Here is a 17,587-nt window from a genome sequence, read left to right as displayed (position 1 = left end):
GACTCGATGACTAAGAATACAACCGAAAACAAAGAAACGAGGCTGACTTGGTTTGCATTATTTAGCACCATGGGCACTCTTGTCTGCTGTGCGCTACCCATTGCTCTCGTAACTCTGGGCATGGGGGCTACTGTGGCTTCTTTAGTCAGCAGTATGCCTTTTTTGGTGACATTAAGTGAACACAAAATTTGGGTCTTTGTTATATCCGGAGCACTGCTGGCGTTTTCTGCTTGGATGATTTATCGGCCTAGACGCAATTGCTCGACTGATCCGGAACTTGGCGTATTGTGCAATAAAAGTCAGCGGTGGAACCGTCGAATTTTTTGGCTATCCATCATTTTATGGTGTGCTGGCTTTTTGGCCGCATTTTTGGCGTTACCACTACAAATTTGGTTAGAAAGATAAAACTCATTTTAAAAGGTGCTGATGATTACAAAGAGGAAAAATTTATACCAGCTTTACGGTTTCACTGGCTTACATCACTGTACGAAGGGATTGTTAAGTGGACATCAAACGTCTATTTTGACAAAGAGCGAGTCGAATAAAGGAGGTAACACTGGTTATGGTCATATCAATCACGATAGAACTGTTTTCAGCATCCAGTTTTAATCGCTGTAGCGCAGCTAAACAGCGCGTTCAGGCTATCGTAGATGGGCTTGGTGAATATGATGCCATTCATTATCGAGAAATCGATGTGCTTGATGAATTGGATTATACGGTGTCATTGGGAATCTTGATCACACCGGCTATCGCCATTGATGGTAAACTGGTTTTTACTGCAATGCCATCCATGGAGCAACTTCGAAATCATGTACAACAACGTTTGGATGAGATATGAACGAACTCATGCTAAAAATAAACCTTAGAACCGCTAATATCTACCTAAAGACTCTTTCTTATATGAGGAGTTCTTGAATGTATCAGATAGGTGAAGTCACTTAGCAGTTTAACGTCAGTGCCGATACCTTTCGCTACTATAAAAAATTTCACTTACTTCCAGCGATCTCACCGAGCTCCCCTAGTTTACGGACGTACTGCGACAAAGACTTATCTCGGCTCAAATTTATCAAACACGCATAACGCATGTAGTTTCATCCGCTAGTTTATTGTTTGTCTGGAAAGCTCAATGAGCTATTTCAGAATAGCCGTTATTATATTTCAAATACTTCATTCACAATATATTATTAAAAAGTCTCTTCCTCATTAAACCTCATCATTAAGCTCCAGATTAATATGATTGACAGGCTCCACTGCAACCAAACCATGCTCTGAAGCATCAGTATGAGTATTGATAAATGACTCCAACTTTGGGACTAAGATTTTGGCGTATTCTGTGGTTGTATATATCTCTAGCTTCAAACCTCTAGAGAGCATATCCTCACGAAAATAATTTCGATAACTACCAAACCCACTAACTGATATCAGGGTTAGTCCCTTGATAGGAAATTGAACTAATAATTTTTCCAACTTTACCCATAACAACTCTGGAAAAATTGCTACTACTTTTACACTTTTCTTCATAAGCCTTACCTTTTATTCAAGTTTCTAAAATTCACCTCTGGGACCAGTGAACATGCACAACTTTCCAATTACCATCTTGCTTAATTAGTTCCAACGTCTCGACACTTTTTCCCTCATAAATATACACATCATCTGATAATGATTTGAGTGAAGCTTTGGTACCCCCACAGCGGAGTGCCTTGTGGAATCAACGACAATTTGGCCAGCTTGCGAATAAGGGCCAGACTGTATTACCTCATGTGAACCAGGAGCAACTCCTGCCATCAAACTTGGTGATGATATATATGACGCCGTCAATAATATCAGAGCTTGCCAAGACTTTTTTTTTAATTAAATTTGTTGTTGTTGTGCATATAATTAAGTACATTTTTTCTCCTTGGCAATCAGCATGAATAAGTAGAGACCTCGCTGATTATTGTTTGGGGTTAATGCGTGAGCAATTAGTTACGCCTATCTTGATGACTAGGGACTAACTAAAGATAGTCATTAAACAATCATATGATACAATTACAGTAACCAATTTTAGCTGTCATGCAGATGACCAAAAAATTACAAATCTGTAATCTCCTAGTGGCAAAGGTCCTCTTTTTATTGATGTAACAATCAACGCTCTGACATCTTTGGCCTTATTTGCATAAGCATTAGTACACGGAAAGCTTGGTGGCGTGCTAGTATAGCGCCAGACACAACTTTAGGTATTGGCAGTCATTAGCTAATTTTTTTATCTAAGCACGCTACGCATAGATTGGAGCATTGCTATTATTAATAAGACAAATCCTTTTCTAAACTCCACCACTTTAATAGCTGTTCTGGTCATGGCACTTTGGTCAATTTGTTATCCACTTATTCGACTCAGTCTGCCATATGCTCCTATAATGCTAACCGCATTCCTTAGATCCGTGATAGCAGGAATTACTCTGCTTTGTATTGCTAGACTTCTGAATCGCCCCGTGCCCAAAGGAATAAAAGAATACGGTTACATCATAGCCATTGGCATCACTGCAACCAGTATCGGTTTTTGGGGAATGTTTTACGCAGGGAGCTTAATAACACCGGGCTTGGCTACCGTGATTACGAATACGCAGCCATTGATAGCTGGCATTCTTGGATGGTTCTTTCTGAAGGAGCGCATAGGAAAGTTGGCTTTATTTGGTACAATACTCGGATTTACAGGTGTTATTATCATTAGCGTAGAAAGTTTTTTGACAGTTGGGAGCCAACCTGTAAGTGGTATTTTATTTGTTCTTATTGCAGCTTTAGGTATTGCAATCAGTAACGTTCTACTAAAAAAAATGGCCAATAGTATCAACATTCTCTATGCCATGGGTTTTCAACTATTGCTGGGGTCAATTCCTTTAGGGTTGATCACGGTATTTCAAGTTCCCTTGTTACCCTTTTCTTTTAATTGGGACTATACTTGGATATTGCTCGCATTAGCGCTACCGGGAACTGCCCTGCCATTTATTCTGTGGTTCTGGTTGATGGACAAGGCTCCACTCTATAAACTGAATATTTATAGTTTTTTAACTCCAGTTTTTGGGCTTTATTTTGGCTTAGTATATTTTTCCGAATCCCTATCTTTAGTACAATGGTTGGGTATACTTATGATCATAGGCACAATACCGCTTGTAATATTATCATCCAGAAACCGGATAGTTTGAGGATATAGGAAGCCAGCTATGGCTAACGCTCAAATCAACTCATACTAAAAAAGAATATGCTTACAGCCATCGTTTTAAGATTATTGCAAGCAGCTCCAAACAACGCGACTTTAACCCACGCCGCTCCCAATTTCTAGATAATATGAACTCCGACTGTGATAAATCTTGTAAGAACTGCTCTTTTAGTTCTGCCGCCAATTTCCGATCTGTAGCTTCTAGATTAATTTCGTAATTAATAAATAAACTACGATAGTCAAGGTTAGCAGTTCCCACTATAATCCAGTCATCATCAATAACAACAGTTTTTGCATGTAGCACTCTTGGAAGGTACTCATAAACCCTTACTCCGAACGCAAATAAAGAAGCGTAAACATGGTGAGCGGCCCAGCTTGTAATACGCACATCACTCTTACGAGGGAGTAATAATCTGACGTCCACACCGCGCTCTGCGGCCTTGCGTAATTGTTCAAGCGTATAACTGTCGGGGACAAAATATGGTGTTGTAAGATAAATATACTTTTTGGCATTCGCAAACGCACCACTATATATGCATCGAAGACGGTGACGACAGGTCCGAGTATGATTGTGTAGCAGTCTACCGCCCTGCTGCTCCTGCTCCTGCTCGGGTAACCAATACAGGCGACGTTGCCAAAATGAGTCAAACAACTGTGAAGCCACCTCAACAAGTGGTCCTCTGATGCTTATATGAGTATCTCGCCAACGCAAATCTCCATACATAGCTTGAGAGTTTTCTTTATGAATATTGAATCCACCAAGAAAGGCAACATGGTTATCTACTACAAGTAACTTGCGATGATTTCGTCGATTATAGCGCCAAGGTTTGTGCCAACTCCAACGGTGAAACCAATGAAGCTCAACATAGTTGCTACGTAGTTGGTGTTGCATTTTACGCGAAAACCAAAATAATGAACCTGCCGCGTCTATATGAACCCTTACCTTGATACCAGCCCTAGCCCGTTCAGCAAGTGCCTCGCAAAATTGGCTCCCTATCGAGTCATCAGAAAAGATATAGCTTTCAAGCCTTATAGCTTCTTTGGCTCCAGTTATTGCGGTCAACATGGATGAGTATAGATCATCACCTTCTGTAAATAACTGAAAGCTATTAACAGAGGGTGAAGTCGATATCTCACCTTTATTGGGGGCGCATTTTTTTTCACAGCTAGTACTTTTCATTTATAGACCTATGTTATCACCCTGAAGCATTCAGCTCGCTCACGAAAAAGAAATCAGTGGGACAGTCTATGACCATTTTCACTGTCTAGGTTCATTTCTTAAGAGTCTTTGACAAATCGCTGTATGAACGCTGTCGGTATCCGAGTGATTTGCTTTTAACAGCCCCTGTGTGTCCAATGTACCACCGTGATTAATGAATCCAAAATAGAGAGTTTTGCTGATCCCGAGATCTAAAGGCCGACAAATGCCTGCCAGAGTTTCAGGTCGCATGTGAGCGACGAATACACGTAATGCTATATCTGGTGGAAACAAATTTTCTCGAGTAACATCGTCGACTATGAAAGAACTTTCCAGCGAATCTCTTGCATTGCGGAAACGTCCTGGCTCGATCATATAGGTGACACAACTTTTGACTCCTGCCGCACTAAGCCGCTGATGCACCTCGAAGCAAACGCGCAATTGGTAGGCACCAACAGCAACCAGCTGTATATCACCTTCCCCAAATAGGGTGAATGCACCATACTGCAACAGCATTTTGGTCTGTTCAGGAGTAAAAAATGTTTCCAGCGACTGTTTGGGTATAGTGAGCGCCCAGATCTGCCCCCTAGTTCTATAACACTCACGAATACAAGCAATCGCTGTATTGCTGTCACCAGGATATATAGCCCGGGAAGTATCACTCATTTCACCTAAAAAAGCTTCGCCAAAAGTTGGATCCTGATGGGATTGTTCGTTTTTACCATTTTCCCAAAGGTGAGATGTTACAATAACGGGCACAGAAAGCCATTGCGGCTGTCGGTTCAATACCTTTTGATGACGAACAAAAATAATCTCCTGCCGTAAAGCGCCCAGCATTTTCACGGCGAAAGCTTCATAAGATACAACCAGATTGATTCCCCCCTTATTTGCTAAAGCAGCACTGACAACCGCCTCTTCATTCAGGGCGGTAATCACCCCACCATGTATCGACTCTGCAACCCCTTTTTCTGGTGTTAATACCCGATGATTCAAGTAGTCTAGTGTTAGGTTCATAAGGTTGCTCCGTAGCTCATCTGGATTGCCCAAACGAGGCCTGAGCTCAGGATTAGCTTCCAGAAGAGCGCGTACCTCACGATCCACTGCAATCATAGGTGATTCGAGCTTTCCGACTTGCAGCCAGCCAGCCTTCGGTACCTCATTAATATGCGGATTACGTTGTGTCAGGGCATGATCTTTTTCCCTGACCCGCAGATCAATATCATGAGTGAGGAATGCACTAATTGCTAAGTCAAGTTCAATTTTGGGTACATATAACTGTTGCGCATACTGGTTGAAGTATGTCCGGGACTTAGCATCGTATCTAGGGTTTGCAGGCAAAGGTGTACCATGAGAGGCATTGGTTCCTGCACCATAAAACCCGTATCCTTTTACTGTTTCCGCGATCAGATAAGGTAGCCTTACTGGGTAATGCATTTGATCAGAAGCAATCTGTTCTGCACAAGCCGAGAGTCTATTTTCTGATTCAAAGATTCCCCAAATAAATGCTGCAGGATCCCTACCATCAATTGTTATTGGGCTAAAACCATTATGCTGTAAATGATTGTAGAACCACTCGAGCCCCCCTTGTTGGTACATGATGGAGCGTTGATCAATCCGGCGACCATTGGCAATCATCACAGGCGTAACCAAACCACAGTCCTCCGCTCTCCACCAGCGAGGAGCCCAGTCACTGCCTCGCTGCTCCTCAAACGCTCCATCACTAATAAAGGCAACTAACCGCTCACCTGGTAACGGCATATGAACATACTGCAGCTCAGCAAACCCAAGATATCCACCTTCGATCAACCCGCCTGCTGTGTGTGGGCTCACATGACTGCCTAAAGGCGCCTCAGGACGTCCATCTTCATCAGTAGCATAGCCATAAAAGTCTCGCACCAAACGAGATAACCCTTGCTCGTTAAGTGAATAGCGCTCCTCTTGCTCTTTATACACATTGCCTAGCAAAACATTGACTGCGTCAATTGCAGCCACACAGTGCCCCTGTCCCATCAACCAGCTTCTGGTATGGCCGGCTAGCACGTTAGCTGCAAGGTATCCCACATAACCAGGAACCATATTAAGCGATCCCCCAGTGTGTCCCTGAGGGTTCTCTTTGAAATCTTCGTTGTTAAGCTCATGTCCATCCAGATATACATTTCTAGCATAAGTCATATGTGTAACCAGCCACATGGAAGCACTCGCCAGTCGATCAGCGGCACACAATATAGCTACAATATCCTCAAATCTTGCATATCGTCCATGACATAGTAACTGCTGGCATAAGTCGAAAACTCGTACCTGGGTTTCGTCGGTATGTCGGATAACACCGTATCCTTTGGCCCAGCGCGCAAAAGCTGGATAATGTGAACGATACAAGTTCGCACGCTGTTGAATGCGATGTAGGTCTTGTTCATTAATTGGGTACATCAACTTCCCCTTTATTAGAGTTTGTAAAACCACTTGCAGCGAGCAACAGACTGCAACATGGTTTGATGTTCGTTACCTTTCATGATCCAACATTGGACACCTTGGTTATTATCTACGGACAAGCACAAGGCTTGGCGATTACCAAGAGTTGTTGGAAACTTCTCAGTCTGCGGCTCTATGACGTGAATGTTGAAAAATTCGAGTTCTCGCAGTATGCGCAAACAAAGTGATACTGCATTCTCAGCAATACCACCGCTGAGGACAATGCCATCAAGCCCACCCAGCAAAGCAATATAACTACCTAAGGTTTTTCGGATTCGGTGGAGGAAGAGCTCAACAGCTAATAGAGCTTGTGGCGATGTGCTACTCAATAAATCTGCCATATTCCCACTCTCACCTGATACCCCAAACCACCCAGACTGATTATTTAAGATCTCTTCAGTTTCAAAGGGAGTCCAACCTTCACGCTTCTGTAGCCATGTCAGAAGGCCGGGATCTAAGTCACCACAGCGGGTACTCATAAGCAATCCTTCACTCGGAGTAAATCCCATGGTTGTCTCAATTGGTCGGTTATCGAGTATCGCGGCCATAGAACAACCACTACCTAACTGCATGGTCACTAAGCGACGAGAGTTAACTTTTAGCGAAAATTCAGACGTAGTCGATTGCCAGAAATCCAACATGCCAGCATGTGCAAAACCGTGGAAGCCGTAGCGCCGTAATGAATATTTATTCTGCAAGGACATTGGCAATCCAAGCAGCTGTGCCGTTAGCGGCAACTCATGGAAAAACTCGGTATCAAAAACGGTGATAATTTTTGCTTGAGAATCTAATTGCAACAGTTGAACAATACATTTCAAGCTTAGTTTGTTATGAAGAGGTGCCAGATCAGCTAACGACTCCAGAGACCTTAAAGTACTTTCAGTGATCAAAGTTGGCTTGAATAAACTGGGGCCACCATGAACAAAACGGACAATATAAATTGAGATGCCTGCTGTATTTAGAGATTGTAATAGCGATGATATCTCATCGGCTTTACACTGCCCCTCTGCGCTGACATCAACTGTTGTTATAGAGTCGTATATTGCCCATTTAAGCGTGGCACTTCCTGGATTAATAATGCCTATAGCCGAAGTTTTCATGGGGTTTATTCAATCGAATCAATTTTGCATCAGCGAAGTTTGTTGTAACATACTGCCAGTAGCCAACCGGAAAATCCAGCCAGAAGCATCCAGCCAACCAACCCGTAAACAACTCCTTTTAGTGTAAGTTGCCATCCCATCTGTGACCAATCACCATGTATCATGTGACCAGTAATACCCAACATCAGAGACGGCATAAGCCAGACTAACAGACTACAAATCAGCCACACCAACCCAAATGAAATAGCCGTAGCCAAACCAAATTTCAGTTCATTGATTTTCATGATCTTTCTCCTTAGGTTATCTTACAACCTTCTTGCTTGCCAAACTGATTAAGCACTATTTACAAGTCATTTAATCGATTAAATCCCTTCGTCATAAACATAGCATCATGCTCTTCTAGCTCCAAAATATTTTGTAGCAACTCTTGGGCGCTTGGCGCGACAGTACGCGCGGATAGGTTCTTGTATAGCTCAATTAATTGTTTATTGATGTGCAGAATTTCAGTAATGATCTCATCAATATCTAGCTCAGCAAAGGGGCGGTCACAGTTGCTATATCTATGAATTGGGTGGTTTTCTAAATATTCATAACACCAAGTATCAAGTGCTTTAATGTCACTGTCTATTTCAGATCTATTCAGCGCCTTCGATAAGGACATCTCGTGCATAGCTAAATAGTCTAGGTACAGCTTTGCTCGAATATTCTTATTATTTTTGGCACAATGGCTTAAGCAATTAGAAAGGTGCTGGTGAAACTCACTGGTCCAGTGCAGTACATCTTTTAAGGTTTTAATATTCATCCTTTGATCTCCTAAATTTCTAAACATGTAATGTTCTGTGATAACTTGCGACATCTACCTCAAAATTGGTCTCGCTCTGCAAGTAATTTTGCATAGACTCTAACGCCTCTGGATCACCGTGGATTAACTGGATAGATAATTGTTTTTTAAGGTCTGAGCTTTTTAGCCACTGTTCGATTTCAACATAATCTCCATGTCCAGAGAGGTGCTGTAACACTTCCACCCTCGCCTTTATTGGTATCCATTTACCATGAATTTTTACCGTTTCTGCTCCATCTAACATTTTAGCGCCTCGTGTACCGCCAGCTTGATAACCACTGAAAAGAACGGTTGTTTTTGGATCTCCCAGCAATCGTTTAAAGTGATGTAATATCCTACCGCCACTAGCCATGCCGCTACCTGCAATAATGATATGGGGATAATGCTGTTGAGCTAACGCTTTGGAATCCTCTACACTTCGGGTATAAGTTGTCGTTTGACACATACGGTGGCATTCCTCATCAGTCAATCGATGCAGTTTGCTATAATGGCAATAGATATCAGAGACATTGATTGCCATGGGACTATCAAGATAGATTGGTAATTTTGGAATATCACCCGATTTCATCAGTGTAGTGAGCATATGTTGTAATGTTTGAGCCCGACCCACGGCAAAGCTAGGGATCAGCACAGCGCCTCCTCTTTGCGCTGCTTCATTAACTATTTTTGCAAGCTGTTTATAAGGATTTTCGGTATCATGACGTCTATTACCGTAGGTTGATTCAAGGAGCAATAGATCTAGATCTGGAAGTGGTTTGGGAGGAAGTGTCAATATATCATCTGGACGCCCAACATCGCCGGAAAAACCTATTCGCTTTCCTTCGGCCTCAAGAATCACGCTACCTGCACCTAAAATATGGCCGGCTGATTGTAGATGAAACGACAAGTCGCCAACCACTATAATTTCACCAAATTCCAACGATTGAAATAAGGTCATAGACTCTTCGGCTGTAGCTCTGTCATAAAGCGGTTGTGGATGAGCGTGTTTGCCTAATTTATGTTTTGAATAATATTTTGCATCCTCTTCCTGTATGTGCCCACTATCAGCAAGCAGTATGGCGCATAAATCTTTAGTAGCATGGTGTGTATAAACTGGTCCTCTGTATCCTTGCTTGTATAATGCTGGGATATAGCCAGAATGATCCAGGTGTGCATGAGTTAAAATTACGGCATCCAATGATTTAATATCAAAAAGAGGCTCCTGCCAGTTACGTTCACGCAACCATTTATAGCCTTGAAATAATCCACAATCAACCAGTACACGACTAGTAGTGGTTTCTACCAAAAATTTTGAGCCGGTAACTGTTTCAGTGCCGCCGAGGAAAGTGATTTTCATTTATTGAGCTCCTGTATTTGCAAGCTGCTTAGGATGGGCTCTATCAGTAACAGTGTCACGTCAAACACATTAGATGTGTGAGGAAGTGTGTTGCTAGTAAAGAGTTTCTGCAATCCCGATTGTAATAGCCGTATATCGCTGTCATCAGCAAACAAACCATGAATGGCAGCACATTGAATGTCCTTTATATTTTGCTTTTGTAATGCTTCAACACATTTTAAAATGGTCTCTCCACTTGAAATAACATCATCTATGATGACTGCCGTTCGATGCTTGTGCAGAGCTATATCGGGTAAGGTTACTTCGACTTCGAAATCACCATAGCGATGCTTTTCACCAATGACATAAGGATGACCGCTGTACCGAGAAATCTCAGAAACCCACTGCTCGCTTTCTGTATCAGGCCCCACCAGTAGTACATCATGTTTTTGTTGTAGCCAATCGGCTAGGGCTGGAGCCCCTTGAACCACTTGAGTTGGAACATTGTATATTTCATTCAGTGAGTAATAACGGTGTAAGTGTGGATCAACAGTCACTAACCAGTCGATATGTTGTGAGAGTGTCCGAGCAAACAGTCGTGATGTCACTGCTTCGCCTTCAACAAACCGACGATCCTGCCGCATGTATGGTAGATACGGTGTAACCAGTCCTATAGATTTGGCACCCAGTTCGCGTAACGTGTCCAGCAAAAAAATGAGTGGAAGATATTTCGCGTTTGGCCGCGATAAGTCTGCTAACAATATGCAAGGAGTATCTGTTACGGTTGAGTCGATTTTCAGATAAGACTCTCCATCAGGAAAGAGTCGTTTTGTATATTGTCCTTTGATTAAATTTAATTCACGGCAAAGCGAATTTGCAAGAGGGTGTTCCTCAAGTGAAAATAATATCGGGTTCGTTTTTCCTTTCATTGTAACCTCCCGCTAATTGAGAATATATCAGTATTATCATTGTAATACGACATCGCATATTCGAGCTCACCTTGACTGTCGCTAAACAAAGTAAATAAAGGTGTTTGGGAGGTAACACTATCGCCAACATTGGAATGGAGTCTAAGGCCGGACACTGGAGTAAATGGTGCTCCAGCTAGTTTAGCAAGTCGTGCCAGTTTCCGATTGTCAATAGCCACAATAGTGCCACTTTTACTTGAGGGTTGAACATGCTGAAACCGTGAAGAGGGAAGTGACTTTCCCCCGCCTTGTGCGCTAAGAATACGTTTGAATTGTTCATAAGCTTTGCCACTTTCCAGTATCGACGTAGCTCTTTCTAGTCCAGAAGCAAGGCCACAGTTTTCGGCCAGATCAAGTAAGTGAGAAGCTAATAATAAAGCTCGTTCACGTAGTTCCTGGGAGGCGTCCTGTTGACGTTTGAAGATGGCAAGTAGATCACGAGCTTCTTCAACGGGGCCGATACCAGAACCAATGGGCTTGCTTCCATCAGTAATAATGCAACGAACGTGGATACCACACGCAGCTCCGACCTTGGTAAATAAATTAGCTAATCGCTCAGCCGATTCACGGTTTCGAACTTTGGCTGTGTCACCTACGGGTATGTCAATAATGGTATGTGTAGAGCCAGCAGCAATCTTTTTAGATAGAACTGAAGCAATCAGCTGACCTTCACCATCCAAGTCTAGAGCACGTTCAATTCTGATTAACAGATCGTCGGCAGGACTTAAATTGACTGCACCACCCCAGCACAGGCAAGCGCCCGTTTCCTGAACTACACGTTGAATAGCGGAAAGATCGAGATTTACTTCGGTTAGGGTTTCCATGGTGTCAGCTGTGCCAGCTGGAGAAGTGATAGCTCTTGATGAAGTTTTTGGCATGATATGGCCTGCGGCACTAACAATAGAAACAACGAGAGGGGTCGTTCGATTACCCGGAATACCCCCGATACAGTGTTTGTCTAAAACCTGATCGTATTTGGGCCAACGTAAACTTTTACCAGCATTTACCATAGCCTTGGTCAAGTCAATGATTTCATCGGGTAGCAACCGACCACCAGCGCACACAGTCAAAAAGCTTGAGATCTCGATATCACTATATAGGTGCTCACTGATATCAGTAATAATCGCCTGTAGTTCCGTATAGTTAAGCGTGTTACCAAAAACCTTTTTGCGTAGAGCTGTCAACGAGCTGACCACATCAGCATGCCCCACTGTTACCATCTCATTCAAATCCGGTTTAAGTCGTTGCATGGCAACCTTCGACAAGCCTACATACCCTTGTTCCAATACATGGTTATCAACAACGTTGAGGCTTGCCACTATTGAGAGGGTTGAAGAACTAACAGTTATTCGCGAACTAGATGTGAAACCTTCTGAGCGACAAATATGGCAATCCTCACGCATATAAATCACTGGCTCCTGATGAGTGTTAATTCCAATGTCGACAACTTTCAGCTGGTTATGACTTCCTTTATTCACCTGACGAATCATTTTTGCTTTTTCCTTGGTATCCGAGGTGAACTATGGCAACTCCACGGTTTATGATTAGCATTGTCTTTAACATTTTGGTCGACAAACTTGTAATAATCTTCTTTGAAATGTGTCCACCATCCATGACTCACTTCAACACCATTTTTCTCCATTATCTCTTCAATAAGATCAAGGCTTAGCCGCGAAGCATCATAAGCGAGGCTCAGTACCTGAGATGCTTCATCAAAGGATATATGATCCAATCCGTACAACTGGTCTATCGTTTGAATAGCTGCCTCTATGCATTGCTCAGCACAGGGTTCAAGTTTCAGATGTCTAGCGACTAAGTTGATTTCTGAAACGCCGAGTCGATGTTCTTGATGTTTCATACTTTAGCTCCTTAAGGTTTGCGAATACCGCATCACTTGATCTAACCAGTTACTCTGAGCCACTTACCTCTTTGCAACAGTCCACTACCATAATCAAGTTTGATGAGATGTAAATAACGGAATCCAGCTAGGCGTCCGTCGCTTGTACTCTATATAATCTGCGCCAAACTCCTGTTGTGCCACCCTCTCTTCACGTTTTGCGAGGTGAACATAAACCAAAACCAGAACCGGAAACATGATCAAGGTTGGTAACGTTGGCCATTGCAATAGAAATCCGAACATAATCATAATGAATGCAAGATATTGTGGGTGGCGGCAACGCGCATACCAGCCAGTGGTGGCCAATGAGCGGGTTTGTTGTGCCTTGTGTAGAACGTTCCATGCCGAGGCCAATAAGAAGAAACCGAGTATAATCAGGATATTACTGGCAATATGCAATGGATCCCAATGGGGATTGCCTTCAATACCTAAAAGGGTATGCAGTAGATGGCCGTTCTCATGGGAAAGGAAATCAATATCAGGATACTTTTCAGTTAACCAGCCTGAGAGAAAATAAATAGTTAGTGGGAATCCGTACATCTCGGTAAACAAGGCAATAACAAATGCAGAGAAGGCACCAAAGCTACGCCAATCAGTTTTTGTTTTCGGCTTGGTAAAACTAAATGCAAAGAAAATAAATATTGCTGAATTGAGTATTACTAGTGTCCATAGGCCATAACCTGACTCTCCGTGCATTATTTTTCTCCTATTCTCTGTTGGGGTTAATCATGATGAGGATGTTCTTGCTCTCGGCGACCCTTTTCTAAGCCACATTGATTGGCATCTTGCTTGGACTCGTCCTTATACTGGTCATGGCGGTTATCGTGCCCTCCGTGTCCACCATGCATAAACAAATGCATAAATAGACAAGCCAAAAGAATCAGGAAGGGTGAATACTGCCAGACATGTTGTCTGTGCTCGACTAGTAAAAAGTAGGTTGCTGCAGCTATTAGCCCTAGGGCGGCTAAGCCTTTTGGGGTAAACCAGAATGATTTTTGTATTGCCATATCACACCTCAGTTGTGTTACTAAAAATCGTTGTCCGTTGCTCTGTTTTTCTCATGAACCCGCGGTAAATCATTGTTCGGTACAATTCTTCGCTATCAGTATTTACATACCCTGTATCGACAAACAGCTGCACTACCTGCTCTTCCTCAGTGTATATCTCCTTTTGAATACGCCTGATCAAGTGGTCTTCGAAAAAGCTATTTAAATAATAGCCTCGACTACGGACCGGGTGTAGGGTACATCGTCTTATCCCGTTTATTATCAAGGCTTTTTCTGCTACTTTCCTCATTATGTTATTGCGCTACAATTTGTCCGCGGTACATCTGCATCTGACAATGAAAGTCGTATTCGCCCGCTTTCAAGCTGGACAATTGGATTGTTTTTATCTTATTCAGCGGCAAAGTCTCGCTGATTTGCAGCTTAGGAATCAACAAAGTTTCAGAGCATGGTGATTGATCCTTGCGGATAAACTTGATTTCAACCACAGAACCAGCTGGAACTTTAATGCGCGACGGTGAGTAGGTACCGTTTTCCACGGTAATAAGCAGATCGTTGTCACCTAGCACGGCTTCTTTTGGCTTGTAAAGCCAGAACCACCACATAATCAGGGCAATTAACACCAAACCTGTAATATTGATCAATAACATGTTGCTTTCCTTCTACTCTTGAAATTAGTGTTCCTGCGCTTTAAATAAACGCAGTCGGTTGGCATTAGTCACGACGGTTAGTGATGAAAATGCCATCGCAGCTCCTGCGATAACAGGGTTTAGTAACATGCCCAAAAACGGATACAAAACTCCAGCCGCGAAGGGCACACCAGCCACGTTATAGATAAAGGCACCGAATAAATTCTGTTTAATATTGCGCAATGTCGCCTTGCTAACAGCTATGGCATCGGCAAGGCCGTGCAGCGAACCGCGCATCAAAGTGATGTCCGCACTTTCAATGGCCACATCAGTACCCGTACCGATGGCAAAACCGACATTAGCAATCGCTAAAGCAGGGGCATCATTGATGCCGTCACCTGTCATACCTACTACTTCGCCTTCCATTTGCAACTCTTGCACCTTCTTGGATTTTTCTTCGGGCAATACTTCGGCAAAAAATTCTTTTATACCCGCTTTTTCCGCTACGGCTTTGGCTGTGGCTCGATTATCACCAGTAAGCATAACCACCCGGATGCCGTTATGCTGGAGGCGCTTAATGGCAGCAATTGAGTCTTCTTTGATAGGATCGGCCACGGCAATAATGGCTGCTAATTGATTATCTACCGCAAAATACATTGGTGTTTTTGCATCGGAAGCCAATGATTGAGCTTTTTCAATGAAGGTTCCAAGATAAATATTTCGTTCGTGCATGAGTTTTTCATTGCCAAACAACAGAGTTTTACCCTCCACTTCGGCCTGCACCCCATGTCCGGCAATGGCGTTAAAATTGGATACCTTGCCAGTTTCGATACCTCTATCCTTAGCACTCTCTACAATAGCCATAGCTAAAGGATGCTCAGAGCCTGACTCAAGCGTTGCAGCCAACCGTAAAACGGACTGCTGATCATGCTCACCGGCCACCAGCACATCGGTGACCTTGGGAGCTCCCAAGGTAATGGTACCGGTTTTATCAAGAACCATTGCCGATATCTTCGATGCCATTTGCAAGGCTTCTCCGTTACGAATTAATACACCTGCCTCCGCTGCCTTACCTACACCCACCATCACCGACATTGGTGTTGCCAGTCCCAGCGCGCAGGGGCAAGCGATAATCAAGACCGTAGTAGCTGATACAATGGCGAAAGCTACTGCCGGTTCAGGTCCAAAATTAAGCCAAGTCAAGGCGCTTATTACAGCAATAATCATAACCACCGGTACAAAATATGCTGAAATCACATCAGCTAGGCGGCCAATAGGAGGTTTAGAATTTTGCGCGCGCTTTACCATATTGATAATCTGCGCTAATGCAGTGTCTTTGCCAACCCGCGTAGCTTTAAAAAGAATCGAACCAGATTTATTAATGGTGCCCGCTGCTATGGTATCACCCTGGCTCTTTTCAACCGGCATTGGCTCGCCAGTTAGCATTGATTCGTCAATTGCTGTATGCCCTTCAATCACCTCTCCATCAACAGGAATTTTTTCACCCGGACGTACCCTCACTACATCATCTATTAAGACCTGGTCAATGGCGATATCCAACTCTTTGCCATCACGGACCACTCGAGCCGTTTTTGCCTGCAGTCCGATCAGTCTCTTGATAGCATCCGAAGTCCGACCACGTGCTTTAATTTCCAGCGCTAGACCAAGGTCAATCAAGCCTATAATTATCGCAGTAGCCTCGAAGTAAACATGGCGTGCCTGATCGGGTACACTGCCTGGAAAAAATACCACTACCATTGAGTACAACCATGCAGTGCCGGTTCCAAGCGCTATCAGCGTATCCATATTGGCGGAATGATTAAGAAAGGACTTCCAGGCACCGACAAAAAAATGTTTACCAGAAAAGTAGAGAACACCAAATGTCAATATGCCCACTATTAGCCACGCTATACGCTCTGTTGTAGTGTTAACGTTAACTTCACCAGTAATTAGTGCGTAGGCCATTAAGGGGATACCCAGTGAGAGGGCAATCCAAGTTTCCTTCACCAAACGCTTATAATAAACTTGATCGGCTTTTTCTTTTTCCTTTAATGCATCATCTTCGCTCTCAATAGCGGTAAGTTTGGCATTATAACCGGCCTTTTCTACCGCCTTAATTAAAGCAGATGCCTCTACATTGCCAGTCACGCTTACTGTACGCTGAGCAAAATTCATCTCAGCACTCTCAACTCCAGGAATAGCCAACAATGCCCTTTCAATTTTTCTGACGCAGCTACCACAACTCGCTCCTTCAACCAACAGTTCCAACATACCGACCTGAGCACCCTGCTCTTCGCTTTTCACAGTCACAAAGGAACTGATATTTTCTTGCCTATGTTCTTTCATACTGATGCATTCTCCACTTGTCGAGCACTAAACTCCTCAATTAAATAACAGATCATTTTTCCTGTAGGAGCTTGATCTGGTTTATCTTTCCAAATCTTTAGTGCAGTTTTTATCTTTGTTCTGAGTAAAGCAGTTTCACGAAATCTCTGCTCGGTTCCACGTAATCTAAGTTCCATTATCCTCCTTGTTGTTGGGCAAGGAGTTTTTTGCATATCGGCCTCCTTAAGAATCTGACCAATATCGTTAACCGAAAAACCTATCTGTCTGGCGCTCAGAATAAAGCGAAGCCTTTGCCAGTCTTTCTTGCAAAACTCTTTATACCCATTTCTTGGGTTTTTGATGGGTTTCAAATACCCAATCCGAGTGTAATAACGTACCGTGTCCGGTGTTATATCAAGGCTGGTGGCTAGCTCTCTTACTCGCATAACTATTCCTCTAAAACAGGACTTATATTTTTAAATCCCTGAAATTAAGTGTCGCTTGACAGTCTACTACCTGCGTGCAGCACATAGGTCAACTGCAATAACTCAGAAGACATACACGATAGAAATAAACAGCACCTGACTCTAATCTTCTGCCTCTTATAGTAACGTGTAAGCAACACCTTCCTTTTGATCTAGATCA

18 protein-coding genes and 1 pseudogene are annotated in these 17,587 nt (G+C 43.1%); 4 read left to right on the top strand and 15 right to left on the bottom strand.

What is annotated here, in order from left to right:
• Positions 1 to 6: 6 nt before the first annotated feature.
• The 3 genes and pseudogenes from KKOR_RS06610 to KKOR_RS13775 form a co-directional block, all read left to right on the top strand.
• Complete coding sequence (locus KKOR_RS06610; RefSeq protein WP_012801251.1) at positions 7 to 405, top strand: hypothetical protein; 399 nt, start codon at positions 7 to 9, stop codon at positions 403 to 405.
• A gap of 157 nt (positions 406 to 562) precedes the next feature.
• Positions 563 to 838 carry a thioredoxin family protein gene (locus KKOR_RS06605; protein ID WP_012801250.1) on the top strand — a complete coding sequence of 92 codons (276 nt, stop codon included), beginning with the start codon at positions 563 to 565 and terminating at the stop codon, positions 836 to 838.
• A gap of 119 nt (positions 839 to 957) precedes the next feature.
• Positions 958 to 1,080, top strand: a pseudogene (locus tag KKOR_RS13775) (heavy metal-responsive transcriptional regulator); the annotation flags it as partial.
• Between the two features lie 123 nt (positions 1,081 to 1,203).
• Here KKOR_RS13775 and KKOR_RS06600 read toward each other — a convergent pair.
• Entirely contained in the window at positions 1,204 to 1,521 is a 318-nt protein-coding gene (locus KKOR_RS06600) for a hypothetical protein (RefSeq protein WP_012801249.1), read from the bottom strand.
• Between the two features lie 740 nt (positions 1,522 to 2,261).
• On the opposite strand from KKOR_RS06600, the gene KKOR_RS06595 reads away from it, so the two are divergent.
• Positions 2,262 to 3,182, top strand: a complete 921-nt coding sequence (locus KKOR_RS06595) for a DMT family transporter (protein ID WP_323740319.1) — start codon at positions 2,262 to 2,264, stop codon at positions 3,180 to 3,182.
• Positions 3,183 to 3,242: 60 nt separating this feature from the next.
• On the opposite strand, the gene KKOR_RS06590 is transcribed toward KKOR_RS06595, so the two are convergent.
• The 14 genes from KKOR_RS06590 to KKOR_RS06520 form a co-directional block, all read right to left on the bottom strand.
• On the bottom strand, positions 3,243 to 4,376 hold the full coding sequence (locus tag KKOR_RS06590) for a phospholipase D-like domain-containing protein (protein WP_012801247.1): 1,134 nt from the start codon (positions 4,374 to 4,376) through the stop codon (positions 3,243 to 3,245).
• Positions 4,377 to 4,454: 78 nt separating this feature from the next.
• Positions 4,455 to 6,821, bottom strand: a complete 2,367-nt coding sequence (locus KKOR_RS06585; RefSeq protein WP_012801246.1) for a phosphoketolase family protein — start codon at positions 6,819 to 6,821, stop codon at positions 4,455 to 4,457.
• A 14-nt stretch (positions 6,822 to 6,835) separates the two neighbouring features.
• Complete coding sequence (locus tag KKOR_RS06580; RefSeq protein ID WP_012801245.1) at positions 6,836 to 7,963, bottom strand: acetate and butyrate kinase; 1,128 nt, start codon at positions 7,961 to 7,963, stop codon at positions 6,836 to 6,838.
• Between the two features lie 29 nt (positions 7,964 to 7,992).
• A complete protein-coding gene (locus tag KKOR_RS06575) occupies positions 7,993 to 8,247 on the bottom strand; it encodes a DUF5676 family membrane protein (RefSeq protein WP_012801244.1) in 255 nt (84 codons plus the stop codon).
• Positions 8,248 to 8,306: 59 nt separating this feature from the next.
• Entirely contained in the window at positions 8,307 to 8,765 is a 459-nt protein-coding gene (locus KKOR_RS06570; protein WP_012801243.1) for a hypothetical protein, read from the bottom strand.
• A 19-nt stretch (positions 8,766 to 8,784) separates the two neighbouring features.
• Positions 8,785 to 10,140, bottom strand: a complete 1,356-nt coding sequence (locus KKOR_RS06565; RefSeq protein WP_012801242.1) for an MBL fold metallo-hydrolase RNA specificity domain-containing protein — start codon at positions 10,138 to 10,140, stop codon at positions 8,785 to 8,787.
• On the bottom strand, positions 10,137 to 11,048 hold the full coding sequence (locus KKOR_RS06560; protein WP_012801241.1) for a ribose-phosphate diphosphokinase: 912 nt from the start codon (positions 11,046 to 11,048) through the stop codon (positions 10,137 to 10,139). The genes KKOR_RS06565 and KKOR_RS06560 overlap by 4 nt, the downstream gene beginning before the upstream one ends.
• Entirely contained in the window at positions 11,045 to 12,577 is a 1,533-nt protein-coding gene (locus KKOR_RS06555) for a thymidine phosphorylase family protein (RefSeq protein WP_012801240.1), read from the bottom strand. Before KKOR_RS06555 ends, KKOR_RS06560 begins: the two co-directional genes overlap by 4 nt.
• Positions 12,574 to 12,945 carry a hypothetical protein gene (locus KKOR_RS06550; protein ID WP_012801239.1) on the bottom strand — a complete coding sequence of 124 codons (372 nt, stop codon included), beginning with the start codon at positions 12,943 to 12,945 and terminating at the stop codon, positions 12,574 to 12,576. The genes KKOR_RS06555 and KKOR_RS06550 overlap by 4 nt, the downstream gene beginning before the upstream one ends.
• Positions 12,946 to 13,038: 93 nt before the next feature.
• Complete coding sequence (locus KKOR_RS06545) at positions 13,039 to 13,680, bottom strand: methyltransferase family protein (protein WP_012801238.1); 642 nt, start codon at positions 13,678 to 13,680, stop codon at positions 13,039 to 13,041.
• 26 nt (positions 13,681 to 13,706) lie between these two features.
• Positions 13,707 to 13,991 (bottom strand): DUF2933 domain-containing protein, encoded by a 285-nt coding sequence (locus KKOR_RS06540; protein ID WP_012801237.1) that lies wholly within the window; start codon positions 13,989 to 13,991, stop codon positions 13,707 to 13,709.
• Between the two features lie 293 nt (positions 13,992 to 14,284).
• Positions 14,285 to 14,638: a cupredoxin domain-containing protein gene (locus tag KKOR_RS06530; RefSeq protein ID WP_012801235.1), complete on the bottom strand. Its 354-nt coding sequence runs from the start codon at positions 14,636 to 14,638 to the stop codon at positions 14,285 to 14,287.
• Between the two features lie 24 nt (positions 14,639 to 14,662).
• Entirely contained in the window at positions 14,663 to 16,888 is a 2,226-nt protein-coding gene (locus tag KKOR_RS06525; RefSeq protein ID WP_407635485.1) for a heavy metal translocating P-type ATPase, read from the bottom strand.
• A 71-nt stretch (positions 16,889 to 16,959) separates the two neighbouring features.
• A complete protein-coding gene (locus tag KKOR_RS06520; RefSeq protein WP_012801233.1) occupies positions 16,960 to 17,388 on the bottom strand; it encodes a MerR family transcriptional regulator in 429 nt (142 codons plus the stop codon).
• Positions 17,389 to 17,587: the final 199 nt, after the last annotated feature.

It is taken from the genome of Kangiella koreensis DSM 16069, from assembly GCF_000024085.1.
Lineage (GTDB): Bacteria > Pseudomonadota > Gammaproteobacteria > Enterobacterales > Kangiellaceae > Kangiella > Kangiella koreensis.
Note: the sequence above shows the minus strand (reverse complement) of the source record. Positions and strands in the feature narration are given on the sequence as shown.